Origin of the sequence: Agromyces sp. CF514 (assembly GCF_900113185.1) — a bacterium.
GTDB lineage: Bacteria > Actinomycetota > Actinomycetes > Actinomycetales > Microbacteriaceae > Agromyces.
Genome location: NZ_FOZD01000002.1, coordinates 128,100 through 150,186, shown reverse-complemented (window position 1 = coordinate 150,186; position 22,087 = coordinate 128,100). Strand labels below are relative to the sequence as shown.

Annotated in this window: 17 protein-coding genes; 9 read left to right on the top strand and 8 right to left on the bottom strand. The window is 72.5% G+C overall.

The window, feature by feature from the left end; genetic code table 11:
- Positions 1 to 68: 68 nt before the first annotated feature.
- Genes BM342_RS13560 through BM342_RS13550 form a run of 3 tightly spaced genes read right to left on the bottom strand, consistent with a single transcriptional unit; the run spans position 69 to position 4,431 of the window.
- Positions 69 to 1,814 (bottom strand): amidase, encoded by a 1,746-nt coding sequence (locus BM342_RS13560; protein WP_092967111.1) that lies wholly within the window; start codon positions 1,812 to 1,814, stop codon positions 69 to 71.
- Positions 1,811 to 2,845 (bottom strand): agmatine deiminase family protein, encoded by a 1,035-nt coding sequence (locus BM342_RS13555; protein ID WP_092967109.1) that lies wholly within the window; start codon positions 2,843 to 2,845, stop codon positions 1,811 to 1,813. Before BM342_RS13555 ends, BM342_RS13560 begins: the two co-directional genes overlap by 4 nt.
- Positions 2,842 to 4,431, bottom strand: a complete 1,590-nt coding sequence (locus BM342_RS13550; RefSeq protein ID WP_092967107.1) for a purine-cytosine permease family protein — start codon at positions 4,429 to 4,431, stop codon at positions 2,842 to 2,844. The genes BM342_RS13555 and BM342_RS13550 overlap by 4 nt, the downstream gene beginning before the upstream one ends.
- A gap of 106 nt (positions 4,432 to 4,537) precedes the next feature.
- On the opposite strand from BM342_RS13550, the gene BM342_RS13545 reads away from it, so the two are divergent.
- The 3 genes from BM342_RS13545 to BM342_RS13535 all read left to right on the top strand — a co-directional run bounded on the left by BM342_RS13545 (position 4,538) and on the right by BM342_RS13535 (position 9,895).
- A complete protein-coding gene (locus tag BM342_RS13545; protein ID WP_092967105.1) occupies positions 4,538 to 5,191 on the top strand; it encodes a TetR/AcrR family transcriptional regulator in 654 nt (217 codons plus the stop codon).
- 2 nt (positions 5,192 to 5,193) lie between these two features.
- Positions 5,194 to 6,210 (top strand): zinc-binding alcohol dehydrogenase family protein, encoded by a 1,017-nt coding sequence (locus BM342_RS13540; RefSeq protein WP_177232194.1) that lies wholly within the window; start codon positions 5,194 to 5,196, stop codon positions 6,208 to 6,210.
- An 82-nt stretch (positions 6,211 to 6,292) separates the two neighbouring features.
- Positions 6,293 to 9,895, top strand: a complete 3,603-nt coding sequence (locus BM342_RS13535; protein WP_092967103.1) for a TM0106 family RecB-like putative nuclease — start codon at positions 6,293 to 6,295, stop codon at positions 9,893 to 9,895.
- Between the two features lie 168 nt (positions 9,896 to 10,063).
- Here BM342_RS13535 and BM342_RS13530 read toward each other — a convergent pair whose 3' ends face one another.
- Positions 10,064 to 10,492: a YdeI/OmpD-associated family protein gene (locus BM342_RS13530; RefSeq protein ID WP_092967101.1), complete on the bottom strand. Its 429-nt coding sequence runs from the start codon at positions 10,490 to 10,492 to the stop codon at positions 10,064 to 10,066.
- Between the two features lie 244 nt (positions 10,493 to 10,736).
- On the opposite strand from BM342_RS13530, the gene BM342_RS13525 reads away from it, so the two are divergent.
- Entirely contained in the window at positions 10,737 to 11,012 is a 276-nt protein-coding gene (locus BM342_RS13525) for a glutaredoxin family protein (RefSeq protein ID WP_092967099.1), read from the top strand.
- Positions 11,013 to 11,232: 220 nt separating this feature from the next.
- Here BM342_RS13525 and BM342_RS13520 read toward each other — a convergent pair whose 3' ends face one another.
- Complete coding sequence (locus BM342_RS13520) at positions 11,233 to 12,234, bottom strand: TIGR03560 family F420-dependent LLM class oxidoreductase (protein WP_092967097.1); 1,002 nt, start codon at positions 12,232 to 12,234, stop codon at positions 11,233 to 11,235.
- Between the two features lie 127 nt (positions 12,235 to 12,361).
- On the opposite strand from BM342_RS13520, the gene BM342_RS13515 reads away from it, so the two are divergent.
- The gene (locus tag BM342_RS13515) at positions 12,362 to 12,754 is read left to right on the top strand and encodes a hypothetical protein (RefSeq protein ID WP_143109885.1); all 393 of its coding nucleotides are present in this window, start codon (positions 12,362 to 12,364) and stop codon (positions 12,752 to 12,754) included.
- A gap of 60 nt (positions 12,755 to 12,814) precedes the next feature.
- Here the strand turns inward: BM342_RS13515 and BM342_RS13510 are convergent, their stop codons facing one another.
- From BM342_RS13510 to BM342_RS13500, 3 genes are all read right to left on the bottom strand, one after another.
- Positions 12,815 to 13,993 (bottom strand): baeRF3 domain-containing protein, encoded by a 1,179-nt coding sequence (locus BM342_RS13510; protein ID WP_092967093.1) that lies wholly within the window; start codon positions 13,991 to 13,993, stop codon positions 12,815 to 12,817.
- 98 nt (positions 13,994 to 14,091) lie between these two features.
- Positions 14,092 to 15,444 (bottom strand): DUF4407 domain-containing protein, encoded by a 1,353-nt coding sequence (locus tag BM342_RS13505; RefSeq protein ID WP_177232193.1) that lies wholly within the window; start codon positions 15,442 to 15,444, stop codon positions 14,092 to 14,094.
- Between the two features lie 252 nt (positions 15,445 to 15,696).
- Positions 15,697 to 17,265: an FAD-binding oxidoreductase gene (locus BM342_RS13500; protein ID WP_218154946.1), complete on the bottom strand. Its 1,569-nt coding sequence runs from the start codon at positions 17,263 to 17,265 to the stop codon at positions 15,697 to 15,699.
- A gap of 309 nt (positions 17,266 to 17,574) precedes the next feature.
- Between BM342_RS13500 and BM342_RS13495 the strand changes: the two genes are divergently transcribed.
- From BM342_RS13495 to BM342_RS13480, 4 genes are all read left to right on the top strand, one after another.
- Entirely contained in the window at positions 17,575 to 18,621 is a 1,047-nt protein-coding gene (locus BM342_RS13495) for an LLM class flavin-dependent oxidoreductase (protein WP_092967087.1), read from the top strand.
- A 120-nt stretch (positions 18,622 to 18,741) separates the two neighbouring features.
- Entirely contained in the window at positions 18,742 to 19,338 is a 597-nt protein-coding gene (locus BM342_RS13490; RefSeq protein WP_092967085.1) for a DUF4956 domain-containing protein, read from the top strand.
- Positions 19,335 to 20,228, top strand: a complete 894-nt coding sequence (locus BM342_RS13485) for a polyphosphate polymerase domain-containing protein (protein WP_092967083.1) — start codon at positions 19,335 to 19,337, stop codon at positions 20,226 to 20,228. The genes BM342_RS13490 and BM342_RS13485 overlap by 4 nt, the downstream gene beginning before the upstream one ends.
- The gene (locus BM342_RS13480) at positions 20,225 to 22,012 is read left to right on the top strand and encodes a carbohydrate-binding domain-containing protein (RefSeq protein WP_092967081.1); all 1,788 of its coding nucleotides are present in this window, start codon (positions 20,225 to 20,227) and stop codon (positions 22,010 to 22,012) included. The genes BM342_RS13485 and BM342_RS13480 overlap by 4 nt, the downstream gene beginning before the upstream one ends.
- Positions 22,013 to 22,087: the final 75 nt, after the last annotated feature.

Sequence of the window (22,087 nt, the reverse complement as noted above, 5' to 3'; positions counted from 1 at the left end):
GAAATGCGCCGAGGGGGAAGCGCATCGCCCGGATGCCCTTCCCCCTCGTCGTGAGCGGATGCCGCGGCTCAGCCGAGCCGCGGCGTGCGCGTCGGCTCGGTGCGGCGCGAGCCGGTCGCCTCGAAGGCGGCGGCCAGGCGCAGGAGCGCCGTGTCGTCGTATGCACGGCCCGCGAACGTGAGGCCGACCGGCATGCCGATGTCGGCCATCGTGCCCATCGGCACCGTGACCGTCGGGATGCCGAGGTGGCGCGGCACGAGGTTGCCGTTGGCGACCCAGACGCCGTTGCGCCAGCCGAGGTCGGCCGAGGCCTCGTTCACGTCCATGTCGGCGGGGCCGACGTCGGCCGAGGCCGGGAAGACGACGGCGTCGAGGCCGAGCCCGTCCATCCACTGCTCGAGGTCGACGCGGCGCGTCTCCTCGAGGCCGCGGAGGCCCTGCTCGAGCTCGGGCATGTCGGCGAGCGTCGCATCGGGGTGCTCGCGCACCCAGGTGGGATACGTCACCACGTCGTCCTCGAAGCCGAAGTAGCGATCGGGCAGCGCGCCCTCGGGCTGCGGGAAGATCGCCGCGCCGTCGACGCCCGCGAGCGTGTCGAGGGCGGGGTCGCCGTTCGCCGCGAGGAAGTCGTTCCACGACCACGCCGAGAGGTCGACGATCTCGCGGCGCAGGTACTCGGGCGAGACGAGTCCGCGCGTGTCGATCGTCGGTGCGCCGATGCGGTCGCCCTCGTAGTTCGACACGACCGGGAAGTCGACGAGCACGACCTCGGCGCCCGCGGCCTCGAGGTCGCGGCGCGCGGCCTCCCACAGGTCGATCACCGAGACGCGGGTGTCGATGCGCTGCCCGGTGGATCCGCCGATGCCGGGCCCCCGACCGGGCTCGGCGGTGCCGGCCTCGGGGTCGGCGTTGACGTACATGCGCGGCACGCCGAATCGCTTGCCCGCGAGGTCCGCGGGTTCGAGCCCGACATACGACTCCGGGCGCACCTCGGAGGAGCGCGGGATCGGCACCCACGGCTGCACCCGCCAGAAGTCGCCCCGGGTGTCGGCGTCGTCGGCCACGATCACGTCGAGCACCTCGAGCAGGTCGGCCATGGTGCGCGTGTGCGGCACGACGACGTCCATGGTCGGCACGAGCGGCCAGTTGCCGCGCACCGAGATGACGCCGCGCGAGGGCGTGTAGGCGCAGAGCGCGTTGTTCGAGGCGGGCGCTCGGCCCGACGACCAGGTCTCCTCGCCGAGGCCGAACGCCGCGAACGAGGCGGCCGTCGCGGTTCCGGAGCCGTTCGAGGATCCCGACCCGAACGCCGCCGTGAGGTACTCGGCGTTGTACGGCGACTCGGCGCGTCCGTAGACGCCACGCTGCATGCCGCCGTTCGCCATGGGCGGCATGTTCGTGAGGCCGATGAGCACGGCGCCCGCCGCGCGCAGGCGCTCGATCGTGAACGCGTCGCGCTGGGCGACCAGGTGCTCGAACGCGGGCGAGCCGGCGGCCGCCGTGAGGCCGCGGGCCAGGTAGCTGTCCTTCGCGGTGTACGGGATGCCGTCGAGCGGGCCGAGCGCTTCGCCCCGCGCCCGGCGTGCGTCGGAGGCCTCCGCGTCGGCGCGCGCTTCGGGGTTTCGCACGACGACGGCGTTCAGCGCCGTCGCGGTCGAGGACCCGTCGTACGCGTCGATGCGCGCGAGGTACGCGTCGAGCAGCCCGACCGAGGTGACGCGGCCCGACTCGAGCGCTGCGCGCAGGTCGGCGATCGATGCCTCGACGACGTCGATCCCGAGCGTCACCGTGCCGGCTTCCGAACCGTCGCTCATCGAGCCACCGCCGGCTGCTGCTGCGTGATGCAGTGGATGCCGCCGCCGCGGGCGAAGAGCGGCCGAGCGTCGACCGTCACGGCCTTGCGGCCCGGGTAGGCCGCCTCGAGGATGTCGCGCGCCGCGGCATCCGCTCGCTCGTCGCCGAAGCCGCACGCGATGACGCCGCCGTTCACGACGAGGTGGTTCACGTAGCTCCAGTCGACGAAGCCCTCGTCGTCGCGGATCTCGGCGGGCGCGGGCAGGTCGAGGATCTCGAACGTGCGGCCCGCGGCATCCGTCTCCTGCGAGAGCAGTGCGCGCAGGTCGCGCGTCACCTCGAAGTCGGGGTGCGCGGGCGAGTCCTGGCGGTGCAGGAGCATGCGACCGGGCGAGGCGAGCGTCGCGACGATGTCGACGTGCCCGCTCGTGCCGAAGTCGTCGTAGTCGCGCGTGAGGCCGCGGGGCAGCCAGACGGCCTTCGTCGCGCCGATGGTGCGGGCCATCTCGGCCTCGACGCGTGCGCGGTCCGCGTAGGGGTTGCGTCGCGGGTCGAGCTGCACGGTCTCGGTGAGGAGCACGGTGCCCTCGCCGTCGACGTGGATGCCGCCGCCCTCGTTCACGAGCACGCTCGACACCAGCTCGGCGCCGACGAGCTCGGCGATGATGCGGGCGTGCTCGGCCGACTTGCGCCACTCCGACCACTCGTGGTCGCCCCAGCCGTTGAAGATCCAGTCGACCGCGCCGAGCACGCCGGGGCGCTCGTCGTCGACCACGAAGGTGGGGCCGTGGTCGCGCATCCAGTACTCGTCGACGGGCGCCTCGACCTGGGTGATGCCGCTGCCGAGCCGCTGCGCGGCGCGCTCGCGCTCGGCCGGGTCGACGAGCATCGTCACCGGCTCGAACTCGGCGACCGCGTGCGCGACGGCGGTCCACGCCGTGTAGGCCTCCTCGTGGTCGGCGGCGGACTCGCCGAGCGTGGTCCCGGCGGTCGGGAACGCCATCCACGTGCGCTCGTGCCGTGCGGTCTCTGCGGGCATGCGCCAGGTCATGCGAGGGCTCCTTCGGTTCGGTCGGATGCCGCGGCATCCGTTTCGATGATGACAGCGGATGCCGCGGCCGGGCGCTTCGCCGGGTCGCGATAGGGATTCGTGGTCAGCCAGAGCACGGCGTACAGGCCGCCGGCGAGCAGCGGGCCGACGATCGCCGAGAGGTCGGCGCCGCCGAGCGCGGTCGCGATCGGGCCGACGTAGAGCGTCGTGTTGGCCGAGAGCACGGCGACCGTCATCGCGCCGACCACGGCGATCACGCCGGGCCAGAAGACGCCGCCGCGGTACCAGAACGGGCTGCCGCGACGTTCGTCGGTGAGGGCGAGGCCGTCGTACCGGTTGCGGCGCAGCACGATGTCGACCGCGTACACGGCGACGAGCGGTCCGAGCACTGTGACGGCGAGTTCGAGCGAGGAGTTCAGCGCGTCGAGGAAGCTCGGGGCGATGAACAGCAGCCAGGCCGCCGCCGCGGTCGCGGCCAGGCCCGTCACGACGACGGTGAGCGCCCGCGGCATCCGGAACCCGAGGCCCTGCGCGTAGAGGCCGGTCGAGTACGCGACGAGCACGTTGTTGGTGATGCTCGAGAGCACGATCATCGCGAGGAACACCGGCGTGAACCAGCCCGGCACGATCTCGGAGATCGTCAACTGCGGGTCGGTCATGTCGATCGCGGTGCCGGCGATGACGCCGAGCGTGCCGATGACGATCGCGGGGATGAAGCCGCCGAGCGCGGTCCAGACCGCGACCTTCGTCTTCGAGACGTCGCTCGGCAGGTAGCGCGCGTAGTCGGCTCCGGTGCCCCACGAGAGCGGGCTCGACGCGACGATCGCGAAGCCGAGCAGCAGCATCGCCCAGTGCTCGCCGGGCTCGAGCGGTGCGGGCGCGTAGGTGTAGTCGGCCGCGCCGAACACGAAGACGGCGAGCACGATGAAGACCACGGCGAGCGCGGCCGAGAAGTACGGCGCGAGCTTCAGGATCGTGGCGTGGCCGTAGATGCCGATCACGAAGCTGAGCGCGGCGACGACGACGAGCACGCCCCACTCCGCGCCCGCGGGCAGCACGATGCCGATCTGCACGACGAGCGCGAGGGCCGCGAGCGTGGCGAACGCGATGTTGATGATCTCGTAGAAGATGCCGATGGCCACGCCGAGCCCGGCGCCGAACACTCGGCTGCCGCGGATGCCGAACATGGCGCGCATGATCGCGACGCTCGGCGTGCCCGAGGCCGGACCGCTGATCGCGAGCAGGCCCACGGCCGCCCACCAGAGGTTGCCGAGCACGGTGACCAGCAGCGCCTCCCAGAGCGGCAGGCCGAGCAGCATGAGCACGCCGCCGACGACGAAGTACAGGTAGATGACGTTGGCCGACATCCAGACCCAGAACAGCTCGCGGGGCCTGCCGTGGCGCTCGGACTGGGGGATGAAGTCGGCGCCGTGCGTCTCGACATGGCCGGCGCGGTCGGCCGCGGGCCCGAGGTCGGATGCGGCAGCGGGTGCGCCGTGCACGGCGGCGGGGTCCGCTCCGGGCGGCGCGACGCGAGGGTGCGGCGTCGTTGCGGCATCCGGGGTCGCGGGGGTGGTGTTGCTCATCGTTGAGGACTCTCTGCTCGTCGATCTCTCGACAGGATCGGGGACACGATCTACTATTGATCACACGATCAACAAGTTGCAGCGACGCTACCCACACGAGGTCACCATGTCAAGACCGGTCCGCAAGAAGGCCGCCCGCAAGACCCCGGCCGAACGATCGGCCGAGATCGCGGATGCCGCGGCATCCGTCGCCCTCGAGCAGGGCCTGTACGCGGTCACCCTGCGCAGCGTCGCCGCTCGCATCGACGTGGCCCCGGCCCTCGTCGCCCACTACGAACCCAACATGGACGCCCTCGTCGCCCGCACCTTCCGGGCCGTCGTCTCCGCCGAGCTCCACGAGGTCGGCGCCCTCGTGCTCGCCCTCGCGAGCCCCCGCGAGCAGCTCGCCATGCTGCTCGAGACCCTCCTCGACGGCACGCGCGACGACGTGACGACGGTCTGGGTCGAGGCATGGGCCATGGGCCGGCGCAACGACGTGCTCGGCGCCGCCGTGCGCGACGAGATGGACGACTGGCAGGCCGTCATCCAGGGCATCGTCGAGGCGGGCGTCGCGGCGGGCGAATTCACCACCGACGACCCCGCGGGTGTCGCCTGGCAGACCCTCGGCATGATCGACGGCCTGAACGCGCAGGCCCTCGTGCGCTGGGGCGACTCCGGCCGCCGCGGATCCATGATCGGCACCGCCGTCGAGGGGCTGCTCGGCCTCGCCCGCGGCGCGCTCACGAGGGAATACCCGGCGACGGCCCCGGGGTTGGCTTGAGCATGACCTCGCTGCCGAAGACCATGCACGCCGTCGCCGCGACCGGATCGGTGCCGCTCGACGACGAGCGCGCGCTCCTCGACGTCGAGCTGCCGCTGCCCGAACTGCGCCCGCGCGACGTGCTCGTCGAGGTCGCAGCCGTGTCGGTGAACCCCGTCGACGTGAAGACCCGCGGTCGCCGGGCGGCCGATGCGCCGCCGTTCGTGCTCGGCTACGACGCGGCCGGCACGGTCGTCGCCGTCGGCTCCGAGGTGTCGCTCTTCGCGCCGGGCGACGAGGTCTTCCACGCGGGCGTCATCACCCGTCAGGGCACGAACGCCGAGTTCCACGCCGTCGACGAGCGCCTCGTCGGCCGCAAGCCGTCGACGCTCTCGATGGCCGAGGCGGCCGCCATGCCCCTCACGACCATCACCGCGTGGGAGTCGCTGTTCGACCGGTTCGGCCTGCGCGCCGACAGCACCGGCACCCTGCTCGCCCTCGCGGGCGCGGGCGGGGTCGGCTCGATCCTCACCCAGCTCGCCAGGCAGCTCACCGGCGTGACCGTCATCACGACGGCGTCCCGACCCGAGACGCAGGACTGGTCGCGGCGCATGGGCGCGCACCATGTCGTCGACCACCACGGCGACCTCGCGGCATCCGTGCTCGAGCTCGCGCCCGGCGGCGTCGACCGGGTCTTCACGCCTTCGACGACCGGCCGCGTGCCGCTCTTCGCCGAGATCGTGCGGCCGTTCGGCAGCATTGTCGCGATCGACGAGGACCCCGACATGGACCTGCGGGTGCTGAAGGGCAAGAGCATCGCGTGGCTGTGGGAGTCGATGTTCACGCGCGGCGTCTACGAGACGCCCGACATGGTCGGCCAGCACGACCTGCTGAACGCGGCGGCCGACCTGTTCGACGACGGCACGCTGGTCACCACGCTCACGCACGAGATCTCGGGGCTGGATGCCGCGGGCCTGCGTGAGGCGCACGCGATCGTCGCGTCGGGCAGGAGCATCGGCAAGGTCGTCGTCGCGCGCTGACCTGCACCCCTTCGGGGCCCTGACGCGATGTCGGATGCCGCGGCTACCGTGAGAGCACGGCAGCACGGTCGAAGGGAGCCCGATGTACCTGGTCGACGGCACGGTGGTCACGAGCGCGAGCGACCTGAAGAAGGCGTCCGAGTGCGAGTTCGCGTTCCTGCGCGCGCTCGACGCCAAGCTCGGCCGCATCGAGGCCGTGCCCGACCCCGAAGACGCGATGCTCGAGCGCTCCGGGCGCATGGGCGACGCGCACGAGGAGCGCGTGCTCGAGCGGTACCGCGAGCAGTTCGGAGCCGGCGTCGTCGAGATCGAGCGCCCCTCGGTGCGCGACGCGGCCGCCGTCGCCGCCGCGGTCGAGGCGACCAACGCCGCCTTCGCGGCCGGGGCGCCCGTCGTGTTCCAGGCCACCTTCGCCGACGACGGCTTCATCGGCTTCGCCGACTTCATCGTGCGGCAACCCGACGGCCGCTACCTGGTGCAGGACAGCAAGCTCGCCCGCCGAGCCAAGGTCACGGCCCTGCTCCAGCTCGCCGCCTACGCCGAGCAGCTCGACCGCATCGGCGTGCCCTGCGCCGACACCGTCGAGCTCCTGCTGGGCGACGGCACCACGAGCACCCATCGCCTCGACGACATCGCGCCCGTCTACCGGCTGCGCCGAGAGCGGCTCGAGCGCATCATCGCCGAGCGGCAGGCCGACACCGGTCCCGTCGCATGGGGCGACCCCCGCTACGGGCTCGACGGCCGTTGCGCCACCTGCGACCTCGAGGTGCAGGCGCACCGCGACGTGCTGCTCGTCGCCGGACTCCGCGTGACGCAGCGCCTGCCCCTCGCCGAGGCCGGCATCACGACGATCGACGAGCTCGCGGCATCCGGCGCCCCGGTGCCGGGCGTGCTCGACGCGACCCTCGCCAACCTGCGGCTGCAGGCTCGTCTGCAGCTCGAGGCCGAGGCGGCACTGCAGGCGGCCGACGCCGCGGGCACGCGCACGCCCGAAGCCCCGCCGCTGCCTCCGCCCGTCGCGCTGCGCGAGCCGTCGGCGCTCGCGGCGATCCCCGAGCCCGATGCGGGCGACCTGTTCTTCGACTTCGAGGGCGACCCGCTCTACACCGAGGGCCCCGCACGCGAGTGGGGCATCGACTACCTGTTCGGCATGGTCGACGTCGACGAGCAGTTCACCGCCCTGTGGGCGCACAGCTTCGCCGACGAGAAGATCGCGCTCGAGCGGTTCCTCGATCTCGTGGCCGCGCGCCGCGCCGCGCACCCGAACCTGCACATCTACCACTACGCGAACTACGAGAAGGCGCACCTGCTCTCGATCGCCGCCCGCCACGGCGTGCGCGAGGCCGAGGTCGACCAGCTCCTCTCCGACGGCGTGTTCGTCGACCTGTACCCGATCGTCAAGCGCGCGGTCCGCGTCGGCAGCCGCTCGTACTCGATCAAGAAGCTCGAGCCGCTGTACATGGGCACCGAGCTGCGCGAGGCCGAGGTCAAGTCGGGCGGCGACTCGATCCTCGAGTACGTGCGAGCGCGTCAGCTCGCGGCGACGGGCGCCGCCGTCGATCCCGACACCGGGCTCTCAGGCGACGCGGCCGCGCAGTTCGTGCTCGACGACCTCGCCGACTACAACCGCTACGACTGCGTGTCGACGCTGCGACTGCGCGACTGGCTGCTCGGCCTCGCACGCGCGGCCGGCGTGCAGTCGGTGCCCGACTCGCAGCTCGTCGAGGCTGCGAAGGCCGAGGGCCGCGTGTACGAGCCGTCGCCCGTCGCCCTGTACCTGCAGCAACTCGCCGGACCGCGCGACGACCCCTCGAGAGACGCCGACCGCACGGCGCTCGCCCTCGCCGCGGCCGCGATCGACTACCACGACCGCGAGGCCAAGAGCTTCTGGTGGGCGCACTTCTTCCGCCTCGAGCAGCCGCTCGAGGCCTGGGAGGAGCAGCGCGACGTGCTCGTCGTCGACCCCGCGGCATCCGGAGTCGCGCAGCCCTGGTTCCGTGAAGACGGGCAGCAGGTCGACCGGCGCAGGGTGCGCCTCCGTGGTCGCATCGGCCCCGGCTCGCGCTTCTCGATCGGCGGCGGGGTCTTCGCGCTGTACGACTCCCCCGCGCCGTTCGCGAAGAAGGCCGGTCGGCCGGGCGCCCGCACCCCGAACTCCGTCGTGGTCGTCGACGTGCTCGACGACGGCGTCGTCGTCGAAGAGCGCGCCGTGGCCGGCGATCTCTGGTCGACGCTCCCCGTCGCGATCGTGCCCGGGCCGCCGCCGCACGCCGGTCGGCAGAAGACCGCCATCGCCGACTGGGCCCAGCACGTCGCCCGCAGCCAGCCGCGCTGGCCGAAGAACCCGGCCGTCGACATCCTGCGCCGCACGGCGCCGCGAACGCGCGACGGGCTCGGCCTCGGCGCCGAATCCTCGCACTCGGCGCACCCCGACTACGTCGCCGCCGTCACGGCCGAGCTGCAGCGGCTCGACGACTCGTACCTCGCCGTGCAAGGACCTCCCGGCACCGGCAAGACCTACGTCGCATCGCATGTCATCGCGGCCCTCGTCTCGCAGCACGCCTGGAAGGTCGGCGTCGTCGCGCAGTCCCACGCCGTCGTCGAGAACGTGCTCGACGCCACGATCCGTGCGGGCCTCGCACCCGACCTCGTCGGTAAGGCGCCCAAAGACGAGTCCGATCCCGGCGACCACGCCTACACGGTGCTCGACAAGCGGCGCAACGGGCTCGCGCAGTTCGCCGAGGCCCATGCCACCACCGGCTTCGTGGTCGGCGGCACCGCCTGGGACTTCGCCAACGCCGACCGCGTGCCCCGCGGATCGCTCGACCTGGTCGTCATCGACGAGGCCGGCCAGTTCTCGCTCGCCTCGACGATCGCCGCGTCGGTCGCGGGCCGCAACTTGCTGCTGCTCGGCGACCCGCAGCAGTTGCCGCAGGTGAGCCAGGGCATCCACCTCGAGCCCGTCGACACGTCGGCCCTCGGGTGGATCGCCGACGGCCACGACGTGCTGCCCGCCGAGTACGGATTCTTCCTCGCCGAGAGCCGCCGCATGCACCCGGCCGTCGCCGCCCCCGTCTCGCGCCTGTCGTACGAGGGCGAGCTGCACTCGCACGAGGTCGCCGAGACCCGCTCGCTCGACGGCGTGCATCCGGGTCTCCTGCCGGTGCCGATCGTGCACGAGGGCAACACGGTCGCATCCGCTGAAGAGGCCGACGCCGTCGTCGCGCACGTCGAGAGGCTGTTCGGGCTCGCCTGGGTCGATCCGACTGATCCGGATGCCGCGGCCGGCCGCCCGCTCGAACAACGCGACATCATCGTGGTCACGCCCTACAACGCGCAGCTCACGCTCGTGCGGGCCGTACTCGACGACGCCGGGTTCCCCGACGTCCCCGTCGGCACGGTCGACAAGTTCCAGGGCCAGGAGGCCGCGATCGCGATCGTCTCGCTCGCGGCCTCGAGCGCCGCTGCAGCCCCCAGGGGCATCGAGTTCCTGCTGCTGAAGAATCGGCTCAACGTCGCGATCTCCCGTGCGAAGTGGGCGGCGTACCTGCTCTACTCACCTGCACTGCTCGAGACGCTGCCGCACACCCCGGCCGGGGTAGCCCAGCTCAGCGCGTTCGTGCGACTCGTCGGAGCCGACCGCGAGCGCGCGGCGGGCAACTCGGTGCTCAGGCCGGTGGCCTGAGGCGCGTCCGGGCGCGTCTCGCGCGGCACGGCACGGCGCGTCTCGCGCTCGCGTCGTGGCGCCGCACGGCGCGTCTCGCGCGGCGCGGCACGGCGCGTCTCGCGCGGCGCGGCACGCTCAGCTCGACTCGCGCCTTGCGCGTCGGAGGATGCTCGCGGTATCCGCTCGTCAGGCCAGCTTGGCGACGATCGACTCGAGCCTGCGCTGACGCGTCTCGGGAGCCTTCGCCGACTCGACGTTCGTCACATGCGCCTTGCGCGCGCTCGGCGACAGCGCGTCGAACGCGGCACGTGCACCCGCCGCATCGAGCGCATCGGCCAGGTCAGCCGGAACCTCGACGGTGCGCGGCGCCGTGTCGACCTCGAGGTCGACCACGATCGGGTCACCGCCCTGGATTCCGGTCGCGGCGCGCTTGTCGGAGCTGAACGAGATCATGTACCGCCCGCCCATCACGGCGACCGTGCTGCGGTACTCGTAGCCGTTGACCGTGACGACCACCGGCGGCTTGCGCCCGGCGCCGAGGGCCTCGATCACGTCGGACGGCACCTCGATGCCCGTGTTGTTGCCCGTCTGGGACATCGTCGTCTCGAATCGCATGCGGCGAGTCTGCCACCGTGCCGCCCATCCAGCCACCGTGCCGCCCATCCACCGTGCCGCCCATCAGCCACCGTGGCGCCCATCAGCCACCGTTCGGACGATCCAGCCCGGAGCGGAGGAGATCCGCATGAAGGGAGGTGGGATGTCGCCGAGGGAGGCCTCCCCTCGTGCGATGTTCCTCCGCAGCGGCCGAGCCGAACCCTTGCTGGGAATACCACCCAGCCGTATTGCGTATGTTCATGTCATGACCTCCCCCTCCTCTGACCTGTACCCTGCCCGCATCACGATGTACGGCGCCGAATGGTGCATCGACTGCCGCCGTTCGAAGGCGCTGCTCGACGCCCGCGGCGTCGACTACGAGTACGTCGACCTCGAGGTCGAGCTCGACGGCGCCGACCGCGCCAAGGCGATCTCGGGCCGCACCCAGATCCCCGTGGTCGTGTTCCCCGACGGCACGCACTTCACCGAGCCGACCGACGCCGAGCTCGGCGCCAAGCTCGACGAGGCCGTCGCCGCCTAGCTCGACCGGGTCGACCCGCCGCGCGGGCCGCTCGACTGCTCGGCGCCGCTCGCCGAGTTCGACCGGCTCGGTCCGCCGCTTCGGAGCGCGCCGCCGCGGAGCCTCCGACATTCGGCGAATGTCGGAGCCCCCGCGCGACACGCCGCGCGCGCCAGCATCCGGTCGGCGCGCCCACCGCAGCATCCGACATTCACCGAATGCGAAACGTGTGGAGCGCGCGCTAGTCGGCGAGCGCCGGGATGACCTCGGACTCGAACAGCTCGAGCCCGCTGCGGTCGTAGGCGACCTCGGGGAAGTAGTGGATCGCGTAGCCGAGTCCGCGATCACGCCGATCCTCGAGCTTCGCGACGACCTCGGCGACCGTGCCGACGAGCGACTCGTCGGAGTGGAAGCCTGCGAGGTACCGCTCTGTGCCTGCCGCACCGAGGTACGGCGCCACGCGCGCCTCGACGGCCGCGAGTCGGCGCTCGACGTCGGAGGCATCCGTGCCGACGATCGTGTTGAAGTTCGACGACCGCACGATCGCATCGAAGTCGCGACCGAGCTTGTCGGCGTGCCCGCGCAGGATCTCGCTCTTCTGGGTGAAGACCTCGGCGCCGCCGTTGAAGTTCGTGTAGCTCGCGTACTTCGCCGCGATCTTCAGCGTGACCTTCTCGCCGCCGCCGGCGATCCACATCGGGATGCCGCCGGCCTGCAGCGGCTTCGGCTGCACGACGGCCCCATCGATCTGCCAGAACTCGCCGTCGAGGGTGGCGCTGCCGGTGGTCCACGCCTGGTGCATGACCTCGACGCCCTCGCGCAGGGCGCGGAGACGTGCGGGCGCGTCGGGGAACCCGTAGCCGTAGCCGAGCCACTCGTGCTCGTACCATCCGGCGCCGATGCCCATCTCGGTGCGACCGCCCGAGATGAGGTCGACGGTCGCGGCGACCTTCGCGAGGTAGGCGGGGTTGCGGTAGGCGACGCACGTGCACATCTGGCCGAGGCGCACGCGCGAGGTCGACGCGGCGAAGGCCGCCATGAGGGTCCACGCCTCGTGGGTGGCCTCGGTCTCGCTCGGCACCGGCACGGTGTGGAAGTGGTCGTAGACCCAGATCGACTCCCAGCCGGAGTCGGCCGCGTCGGCGTGCGCGGCGAGGTCGTGCATGGTCTGCCAGTGCTCGGCCGGGTCGATGTCGACGAGGTCGTGGCGCCAGCCCTGGGGGATGAACATTCCGAAACGCATGCGAGCCAGCCTATGGGGCCTCCGACGGACAGCGGATGCCTCGGGCGCATCGCTCGCACCGAGCGCCCCTCGGCTCTCAGCGCTGGCCCTGATGCCGGGGCCGCTGCCCGTGCGTATCGTGCCCGAGATGAGCGACCTTCACTGCGAATTCTCCGCCGAGGACTTCACCGCCACCGCCTTCACGAGCAGCGTCGGACGGGTGATCCGCGTCTCGGGCTTCGGCCTCTGCCCGTCTGCGGGATGGGAGCTCGCCCTCGTCTCGACGAATCCGGGCGTCGTGCCGCATCCCGAGAGCCTCTGGCTCGAGCTGCGCGAGAGCGTCCCGCGCGGGCGCGGTCGCGTGCTCGTCGACACGGCCGTCGAGGCGATCATCGAAGACGAGCGGGCGACCGAGATCGTCGTGCGGTTCTCGTGGCGCGAGCCGTTCGCGATTCCGGTGGTCGAGTTCGACCGGTTCGCGGAGCAGGGCCGGGCGGATGCCGCGCGGCGGCCCGCCGCGGCATCCGTCACCGGCTCGTAGCGAGCGGGCTCACGAGCCGGTTCATGAATCGGCCCACGAGCCGGCCCGGAGCGAGCCCGTTCAGGCGAGCGCGAACCGCAGTTCCGCGACGGCTGGCTCGTTCCACCCCTCGCCGAGGTCGTCGCCGCGCACGGTGACGACCTTCCCGCCCTTCGAGAGCACGAGCAGCGCGAGCTGCGGCAGCAGGTCGCCGGCGGGGGTGCCGTCGGCGAGTGATTCGCCGTCACCGCTGGCGCCCGCGAACTCGACCGCGCCGGACGACCGGTCGAGCGTGCCGTTGACCGACGTCGTGAAGTCGAACCAGAGCGTCTCCACCGCGCCGTCGGCAGCCAGTCTGGCGATCGCCGCGAGGTCGCGTTCGACCCTGCCCGCGGTGCCCTCGGCGAGCGCGCCCAGCGCCTGCGACGCCTCGGCGACGTTCAGCCGCGCGAGCTGTTCGCGCAGGGCCGCGTCGATCTCCGATGCTCCCAGCCGATCAGGGGATCCGGGTACCCCGACCACTCGGCGGTGATTGCGGGCGCGATCGAGGAACGCGCTGAGCAGGGGTTCGGCCGCGAACACGAACAGCGGCGTGTGCGAGTCGGGGTCGACCGCGGCGAGCTCGTGGCGGGTCGCATCGGCGATGCGCTTGGCGTAGATGTCGAGGAGCTTCTTGCCCCGCTCGTCTCCGACCTCGCCGCGGTCGCCGTGCTGGCCGCCGCGCGGGCTGTTCTCGCCGGGTTCGCGGTTGGTCGCGGCCTCTAGGTTGGCCGGGTGCGACGGGTCGGTGTCGAGGTGCACGGCGCGCGCGGTGGGCGTCGCATGCCAGAGGTGCCACTCGTTCGACGAGAGGGTGAGCGCGAACGCCTCCTGATCTTGGCTGGGCGCCCGCAGCAGCTGGCCGAGCGTGAAGTGCGAGCCGACATGCCAGGCGTCGTCGAGCCGGTTCGGCAGCACGAACACCTCGGTGAACCCCGGGGCGACGAAGATCGCGAGCGATCGCGAGAGCCCGCCCCAGAGGGCGAAGTCGCCCAGCACGCCGTCGCGCTCGCGTCGGAGCGCGTCGAGTTCGGATGCCGCGGCACCGCCCTGCTTGACCTGGTCGATCGCGTGGTCGAACGCGCTCTTGACCGCGACCTCGGCGCGTTCGCGCTCGTTCACCACCGGCGACGTCGACGCGTAGATGGTGATCGCAGGCTGATGCGGACCCGCCAGCGTTGCGAAGTCGGCGCTCGTGGGCAGCTCGTGATGGACCGTCATTCGTTCCCTCCCCCGTGGAATCGTGCGACGACGATGTCGCACACCCCAGCCTATGAAGCGCGGCCGTCGCGCGACACCCCCAGTGCGCGACGTGGCGCTCAGGCTCGGTTCGGCGTGGACGCCACGGAGGCGCCGTCGGACTCCTGCTCCCACTCGCGCACGGCCCGCGTCGCGATGAACGGGGCCCGCTGGTCGGCCCACTCGTCGACGGCGGCGAGCTCGGCCTCCTCCTGCCTGGCGACGAACGCCTCGGCGACGCGTCTACCGGACTCGCGGCGGAGGCTGGCACGGTACTCGGCGACATCGAGCCGCGGCGCGGACTCGTCGCGCGCGCTGCGGAGCCGTTCGGCCGCGCGTTCGCGCTCGGCTGCCACGATCGTGTCGTCGGTGATCTTCGCGACCTCGTCGTAGGCGGTCGGCGCCATGAGGTTCTGCAGCGTCTTCGTGAGCACGGGCATGAGCTCGATGCACACGAACAGCAGGGCGATCATGAGGTGCGCGAATGCGAGCATGCCGTTGCGCTCGCCGATGCGCCAGAGGGCGGCGAGGCGGGCGAGCATGCCGTCGCTCTCGTCGGCGGCCGCGTCGTAGCGGGCGGCCTCGAGGTCGCGCGCCGCGGTCAGTCGCTCGAGCTTCGCGCTGTCCTCGTCGAGCGTCTGCTCGGCCTGGGCGACCGCCGCGACCGAGCCCGACTCGATGCGCGCTTCGGCCTGCGCCTTGGCATCGGCCTCGGCGGCTTTCGCGGCCTCGAGCGCCGCGAGCTTGCCGTCGCGATCGAGCTTCTTCGACTGCGTGATCGGCCCGTCGCCGACGATGCCGGTGCCGCCCGTGCCGTCGAGCTCGGAGAGCCAGACCCGGTTCGCCTCGTCGTAGGCGGCCTGCGCCGCGGCCGTCGCGGCCTGCGCGGCGACGTAGTCGGCGTCCGCCTCGAGCGCGGCCCGCCCGCCGTCGGCGATGAGCGCGCGCTGCGCGGCCACGCTCGCGGTGAGGGCCGGGATCTCGTCGTAGCGGGGGTCGGCCGCGAGCTCCTCCTCGAAGGCCTGCTTCGCCTCGAGCGCCATCACCTCGGTCTCGGCGGTGATCTCGCGCTCGAAGACCGCGAGCGTGAGCGGGGTCGCGACGACCACGCCGATCACCAGGGCGAGCGCGACGCGCGGCAGCGCGAGCCAGACGTTCGCCCGGGCCTTCGGCTGCCTCGGCATGCCGACGACGAGCATGCGGTCGATGGCGAGGATCACGAGGCCCCAGCACAAGCCGACGACGATCGCGACCCACACCGGCGCACGCAGGGCCATCGCGAGCGCGAACGACGCCGCGGCGGCCGAGACCGCCGCGGTGGCGATGAGCACGAGTCCCATCGCGAGGTATCGCTGCCGCTGGCCCGGAGCGAGCGCGAGCGCATCGGGCCTCGCCCCGCCGAACGTCGCGAGCCTGTCGCCGAGTCGACTCATCGGTCCCCCGATCCGTTGCCGGATCGGCCCACCCCGGTCCGTCCGGCTCGCCACGTTACTCCGCGGCTCGATCGACGTCACTGGGGGAATCCCCCGAACCGACCCTGAGCGAACGGCCTCGAGACCCGCGAGCATCGACGCGCTGCGACCCGACGCGCTGCGACGCGCCGCGACAAACGGAACGGCGGATGCCGAGGCCGCCACGCCGCCGGGGGGAGGGCGTGTCGGCCGCGGCATCCGCCGTTCGGGAGCTCAGCGGCGGACCGGGTGGTTCGAGCGGATCAGCCCCTGAGGGTCGACGTCGAGCTTGACCGCGCGCAGGCGGTGCACGCGATCGCCCCAGAGCTGCTCGGCAGAGCGGGCGTGCTCGGCGAAATTCAGGTACTCCACAGGGGCGCGCCACGGCTCGATGCGCGAGAACAGGCGCCCGAGCGACTTCACGAGGGCGTCGCCGATGCCCGGCATCGGGATGCCGACCGCGTACACGAGGTACTGGGCGTCGAACCCCGAGACCACTCCCGGCACGGGCACCTCGTGCTCGGCCGCCAGCGCGAGCGCCGCGTCGGGGTCGACCGCGCCGCCCAGGTGGCGGATCTCCGCTGAGAGCAGGGCCGTCTCGGCACCCGGCCCGACGGCGTCGAGGAACGCACGCACGGTCGCGGGCGAGAACTCCGAGAGCATCATGCCGTCGCCGTGCCCGGGAGTCGGCACCGGCGGATCCATGTGCAGCTGCAGCAGCTCGGCGACGGACTGCGGGTGCACGGTGTCGATCTCGGGTGCCAGCGCGCGCAGCGGGGCGAGCAGCTGCGCCGCTCGCTCGGGGGTCTCCTGGCAGACGGCCTCGACGACGACGAGCGAACGTCCGGCGAGGAACGGGGGCAGCTCGGGCAGCGGGGGCAGGCGCAGCACGCGCACCGTCGAGGTCACGCTGTCGGGCAGCCCGCCGGTCCAGGCGGCCCAGGCCTGCAGCACGTCCTCCGCGGCCTCCAGCGGCCAGAGCATCATGCCCGCGACGACCTCGGTGATCGGGAAGAGGCGGAACTCGAGCGCGGTGACGACTCCGAAGTCGCCGCCGCCCCCGCGGATCGCCCAGAACAGGTCTTCGTCGTGCTCGGCGTCGATGCGGCGCAGCTCGCCGTCGGCGGTGACGATCTCGGCGGCGAGAACCTGGTTCGCGGCGAGACCGTGCGAGCGGGCGAGCCAGCTCACGCCGCCGCCGAGCGTGTAGCCCATGACGCCGACGTCGTGCGACGATCCGGCGAGCGCGGCCAGGCCGTGCGGGGTCGCGGCGGCGACCACGTCGCCCCACTGGGCGCCGGGCTGGATGCGGGCGATGCGCGCCTCGACGTCGATCTCGACGCCGCGCAGCTCGTGCATGCGCAGCAGCACGACGTCATCGAAGTCGGCCTGCGCGGCGAGGGGGCCGGCGTTGTGGCCGGTCGACTGGGCGGCGACGCCGAGGCCCATGGCCGCCGCGACGCGCACGGTCTTCACGGCGTCGTCCGCGCTGGCCGCGACCACGACGGCGGCGGGGCGCTGGTCGACGGCGAGGTTCCAGGCGAGGCGATCGGCGTCCCAGCCTGCATCGCCGGGAAGGCTCACGCGCCCGTCGACGCGGGTCGCGAACGCGGCGAGCGCCTCCTCGCGACTGGTCGGCACGATGTAGTCCGGGCGCTCGTGGCGGGCGCGGACCGAGGCCAAGTCGGTGACGCGGGCGGCGGGGCCGTCGACGACGGGCGAGACCGGCGAGACGGGCGAGACGGGCAGGTCCTGTGCGGATCGGTCGGCGCTCGAAGCGGCGCCGGACACGGGGGTGTTCACTGGTGGTTCCTTTCGATGGGGACGCGCCGCGGGCCCTGGCCCCACTCGGTGAGGCGGACGGCCGCGGGGGATCCCATCGGCACGCACGAACGCAGAACCCATACAACGGCGACGGCGAGGTGCGCGCGCCAGTGGCATCCCTGCAAGCCGCTCAGGGTTATCCCGCGAAGAACGGAGGCCTCGCGCAAGCGCCCGGCCACGCCCCTGATCAGCGGTTTCGTCGACGATCGGGTTCTGGCGAACCCTGACGGGAGAGCGGATGCCGCGGCATCCGGAATACCCGGAGCCCGCCGCCCGTTGCCCTTGACGATGTCTGAAACGCTGCGCCTGTCCGTGCTCGACCTCGTTCCCGTGCGGAGCGGCCAGACCAGTGCGGGGGCCGTCGCGGCATCCGTCGGCCTGGCGAAGCTCGCCGACCGGCTGGGGTTCACCCGCTACTGGTTCGCCGAGCACCACAACATGCGGTCGGTGGCCTCGACCACCCCGCCCGTGCTCATCGCGGCCACGGTCGCGCAGACCGAACGCATCCGTGTCGGGTCCGGCGGGGTCATGCTGCCGAACCACGCGCCGTTCGTCGTCGCCGAGCAGTTCGCCGCGCTCGAGGCCATCGCCCCTGGCCGCATCGACCTCGGCCTCGGCCGCGCACCGGGCAGCGACCCGGTCATCACGCAGTTGCTGCGCATCTCGGGGCCGACGGCCGACGTCGACCGGTTCCCCGATCACATCGCCGACATCCTCGGCCTCGTCTCGCCCGACGGCGCGACGCTGCGCCTCACGAGCGGGCGCGAGTACGCGATCACGGCCACGCCCGCCGCGACCGGCACGCCGCAGGTGTGGCTGCTCGGGTCGAGCGACTACTCGGCGAAGCTCGCGGCCTCGCTCGGCCTGCCCTACGTGTTCGCGAACCACTTCTCGGGCGAGGGGCTCGAGCGCGCGCTCGAGCTGTACCGCACCGAGTACCGGCCGAGCGAGGCGCACCCGACGCCCGAGACCTTCCTCACCGCGAACGCCTCGGTCGCGCCCACGGCAGACGAGGCCCGGGCGCGTGCGCTGCCGCAGCTGCGCGCCATGGCCCGCCTGCGCACGAACCGCCCGATGCGCGAGCTCGAGACCGTCGAAGAGGCCCAGGCCGCACCCGCCGACTCCATGGTCGAGGAGCTCATCGCCGGCATGGAGCGACGCTGGATCATCGGCGATGCGGATGCCGCGGCATCCGAACTGCGCACCCTCGCGACGCGCCACGGCATCGACGAGGTCATGATCTCGCCCATCTCGGGCGCATATGCGCCAGAGGCGACGGATGCCTCGCCGGGCCGCGAGCAGACCCTCGCGCTGCTCGCCGAACGCCTGTTCTGAGTCGTGTCACGCGTTCAGTGAACGCGCCCGTGACGCATAGGAAGGCCATCGGAAGCCCACAGCGGCCGGCTTGACGCGCCTGACGGAATGGGATGCCTCGACAACGTTCGGAGCATCCACATGGACCCCATCCTCCTGCTCGCCATCGACCTGGTCGCCGTCGGCGCGCTGGTGTTCGGCCTGTACTTCCCGCGCCACCGGCGTCGCGACCTGCTCGTCGCCTACCTGACGGTCAACATCGGCGTGCTCGCCGTGTCGCTCGTGCTCGGGTCGACCGCGGTCGGTGCCGGACTCGGGCTCGGCCTGTTCGGCGTGCTCTCGATCATCCGACTGCGCTCGAGCGAGATCCAGCAGCACGAGGTCGCCTACTACTTCGCGGCGCTCGCCCTCGGCCTCATCGGCGGACTCGGCGCCGCCCTCGGCTGGGCCGCTCCGGCGCTCATGGCGCTCGTCGTCGCCGTGCTCGCCGCGGTCGACAACGGCCGCGTGCTGCAGCGGTACCGCCAGCAGCTCGTCGTGGTCGACCGCGCGATCGCCGACGAGACCGAACTGCAGGAGCAACTCGAGGCGCTGCTCGGCGCCCGGGTGCGCGCGCTCCGCGTCGAGCGGCTCGACCTCGTGAACGACACCACGACGGTCGACGTGCGCTACGAGCTCGACCGCGTTCGGGTGCCGCGCCGCGAGTCCGCGCTTCGACACGAGGCGGTCGGCGCATGATCCCCGCGGGTCGAGGGACACCGCATCTCGAGCCCCCCGCCACCGCGTTCGCCCTCGCACCGATCGCCGCGCTCGACCCGATCGCCCTCGACGAGCTGAACGCGTCGGCCGAACTGCTGACCCGCGTGGACCGCAAGTACATGCTGCCGGCGAGCGCGCTGCCCTCGCTGCTGGAGCGCCTGCCGCGGGGAACCCTCGCCCTCGAGATCGGCGGCACCCGTTCGGCCCGCTACGACTCGGTCTACTTCGACACGAGCGACCTCGAGAGCTACCACCTGGCCGCCTACGGTCGACGGCGGCGGTACAAGATCCGCACGCGGTCGTACGTCGACTCCGACGCGAGCTTCCTCGAGGTGAAGACCAGGGGCGGCCGGGCCGTCACGGTGAAGGAACGCGTCTCCATCGACCCGTCGGGCACGACGAGCCTGCAGGGCGACGCCCTCGACTACGCGACGGCCACGCTCGGCGAGGCCGGCATCCGACCGCCGGAGCACGAGCCGTTCGTGCCCGTGCTCACCACGCGGTACCGGCGCGCGACCCTGCTCGTTCCGGGCGGGACCCGCGCGACGATCGATGTCGACCTCGAGTGGATCGAACACGGAGCGCACGCCCGCACCCTCTCGACCCCTCGCTCGGTCATCGTCGAGACGAAGTCCGGCGGCAGCGCCGGACCGATCGATCGCACCCTCTGGTCGCTCGGCCATCGGCCCACGACCGTCTCGAAGTTCGGCACAGGCCTCGCGGCACTCAGACCCGGACTGCCCGCCAACCGGTGGGCGCCCGTGCTCCGCGCACACTTCGCGCAGGCGATGCACTCGCCTGCGGCTCCCACGGCTGCGGCTCTCGCCGGCCGCACGACGATCACGACTCCCCGAAAGGACCCCTCATGACCTCCGAGAAGCGCACCCGCCGCCGCCCCCGGTTCATCGCCGCCGGCCTCGCCCCGCTCGCCCTCACCGGCACACTGCTGCTCGCGAGCTGCGCCGGCGCCGCCGACGCCGAGACCTCCGCGTCGACGGGCGACTCGACCGTCACCCTCGAGCAGGCAGCGGCCGTCGCACCCGGCGCGAGCGCGGCCGAGGTCATGGCCGACAACGAGGAGGCGCCGACCGCGATCGAGGGCTACGACGCGGCATCCGCGATCTCGATCGACCTGGCGAGCCCGACCGCCGCCGACGGCGTGACCGTGAGCGGCGACGTCGTCACGATCACGGCCGCGGGCACCTACCTGGTGAGCGGCTCGACCACCGGGCAGCTCATCGTCGACGCGGCGGACGCCGACGTGACGATCGTGCTCGACGGCGTCGACATCGCGAACGCCGACGGCGCCGCGATCGACATCGTCGCCGCCGACGAGGTGCAGCTCGTGCTGGCCGCGGGCAGTGAGAACACACTGTCGGATGCCTCCGGCTACGCCGACGACGTCTCGGCGAATGCGGCACTCGCGAGCGCCGCCGACCTCGTGATCTCGGGATCCGGAGCCCTCACCGTGCACGGGAACGGCAACGACGGCATCGCGTCGAGCGATGCGCTCACGATCGCGGGCGGCGACCTGACGGTCGACGCCGCCGATGACGGCATCCGCGGCAAGGACCTCGTCATGATCACGGGCGGCACGATCGACGTGACCGCGGGCGGCGACGGCATCAAGGCCGACAACGCCGAAGAGGCCGAGCGCGGCTACGTCGCGATCGCGGGCGGAGACGTCACGGTCGTGTCGGGCGGCGACGGCATCGACGCGGCGACCGACGCCGTGATCTGGGGCGGCACGCTCGACGTCACCGCGGGTGGAGGAGCGGATGCTACGGCATCCGACGAGACCTCGATGAAGGGCGTGAAGGGCGACGTGTACGTCGTCGTCGACGGCGGCACGATCGACGTCGACGCCGCCGACGACGCGCTGCACACGGACAACACGGCCCACCTCGCGAGCGGCGACGTGACCCTCGCCTCGGGCGACGACGGCGTGCACGCGGATGTCGCGCTCACCGTGTCGGGCGGCACCGTGCTCGTGACACGGTCGTACGAAGCCCTCGAAGCGGCCGCGATCACGATCAGCGGCGGCGACACCGAGGTCTCGGGCAGCGACGACGGCGTCAACGTCGCAGGCGGCGCGGACGCGGCCGACGGTGCCGACGGCACGGGCGGCGGCTCACCCGACGCCTACGCCCAGTCGTCGAGCTCGTCGGGCCGCACGCTCACGATCTCGGGAGGCACCCTGGTCGTGCACTCCGACGGCGACGGCATCGACGTCAACGGCGATGCGACCGTCACGGGCGGCGAGGTGGTCGTCGACGGACCGACCGAGCAGATGAACGGGGCGCTCGACGTGGACGGCACGTTCGACGTGTCCGGCGGAACCATCGTGGCCGCCGGAAGCTCGGGCATGCTCGTCGCACCGGGCAGCGACTCGGCGCAGGCCTCGGTCGCGATCGTGCTCGACTCGACGGCAGCAGCGGGAACGACGCTGCAGGTCGTCGCCTCCGACGGCACGGTCGTCGCGACCTACGAGACGTTCAAGCAGGTCGAGTCGATCGTGGTCTCCTCGCCCGATCTCGTGGACGGCGAGACCTACACGGCCACCGCGGACGGGTCGACCGTCGGGTCGGGCGTGGCCGGCGAGCAGGTTTCCGGCGGCATGGGCGGTGGCGGCGGGCAGCCGCCGCGCGGCTGATCGGCTCCGGCTCCCGCCTCGGCGCCTTCCGGCACGACGACGCCCGCCCGACCTGATGGTCGAGCGGGCGTCGTT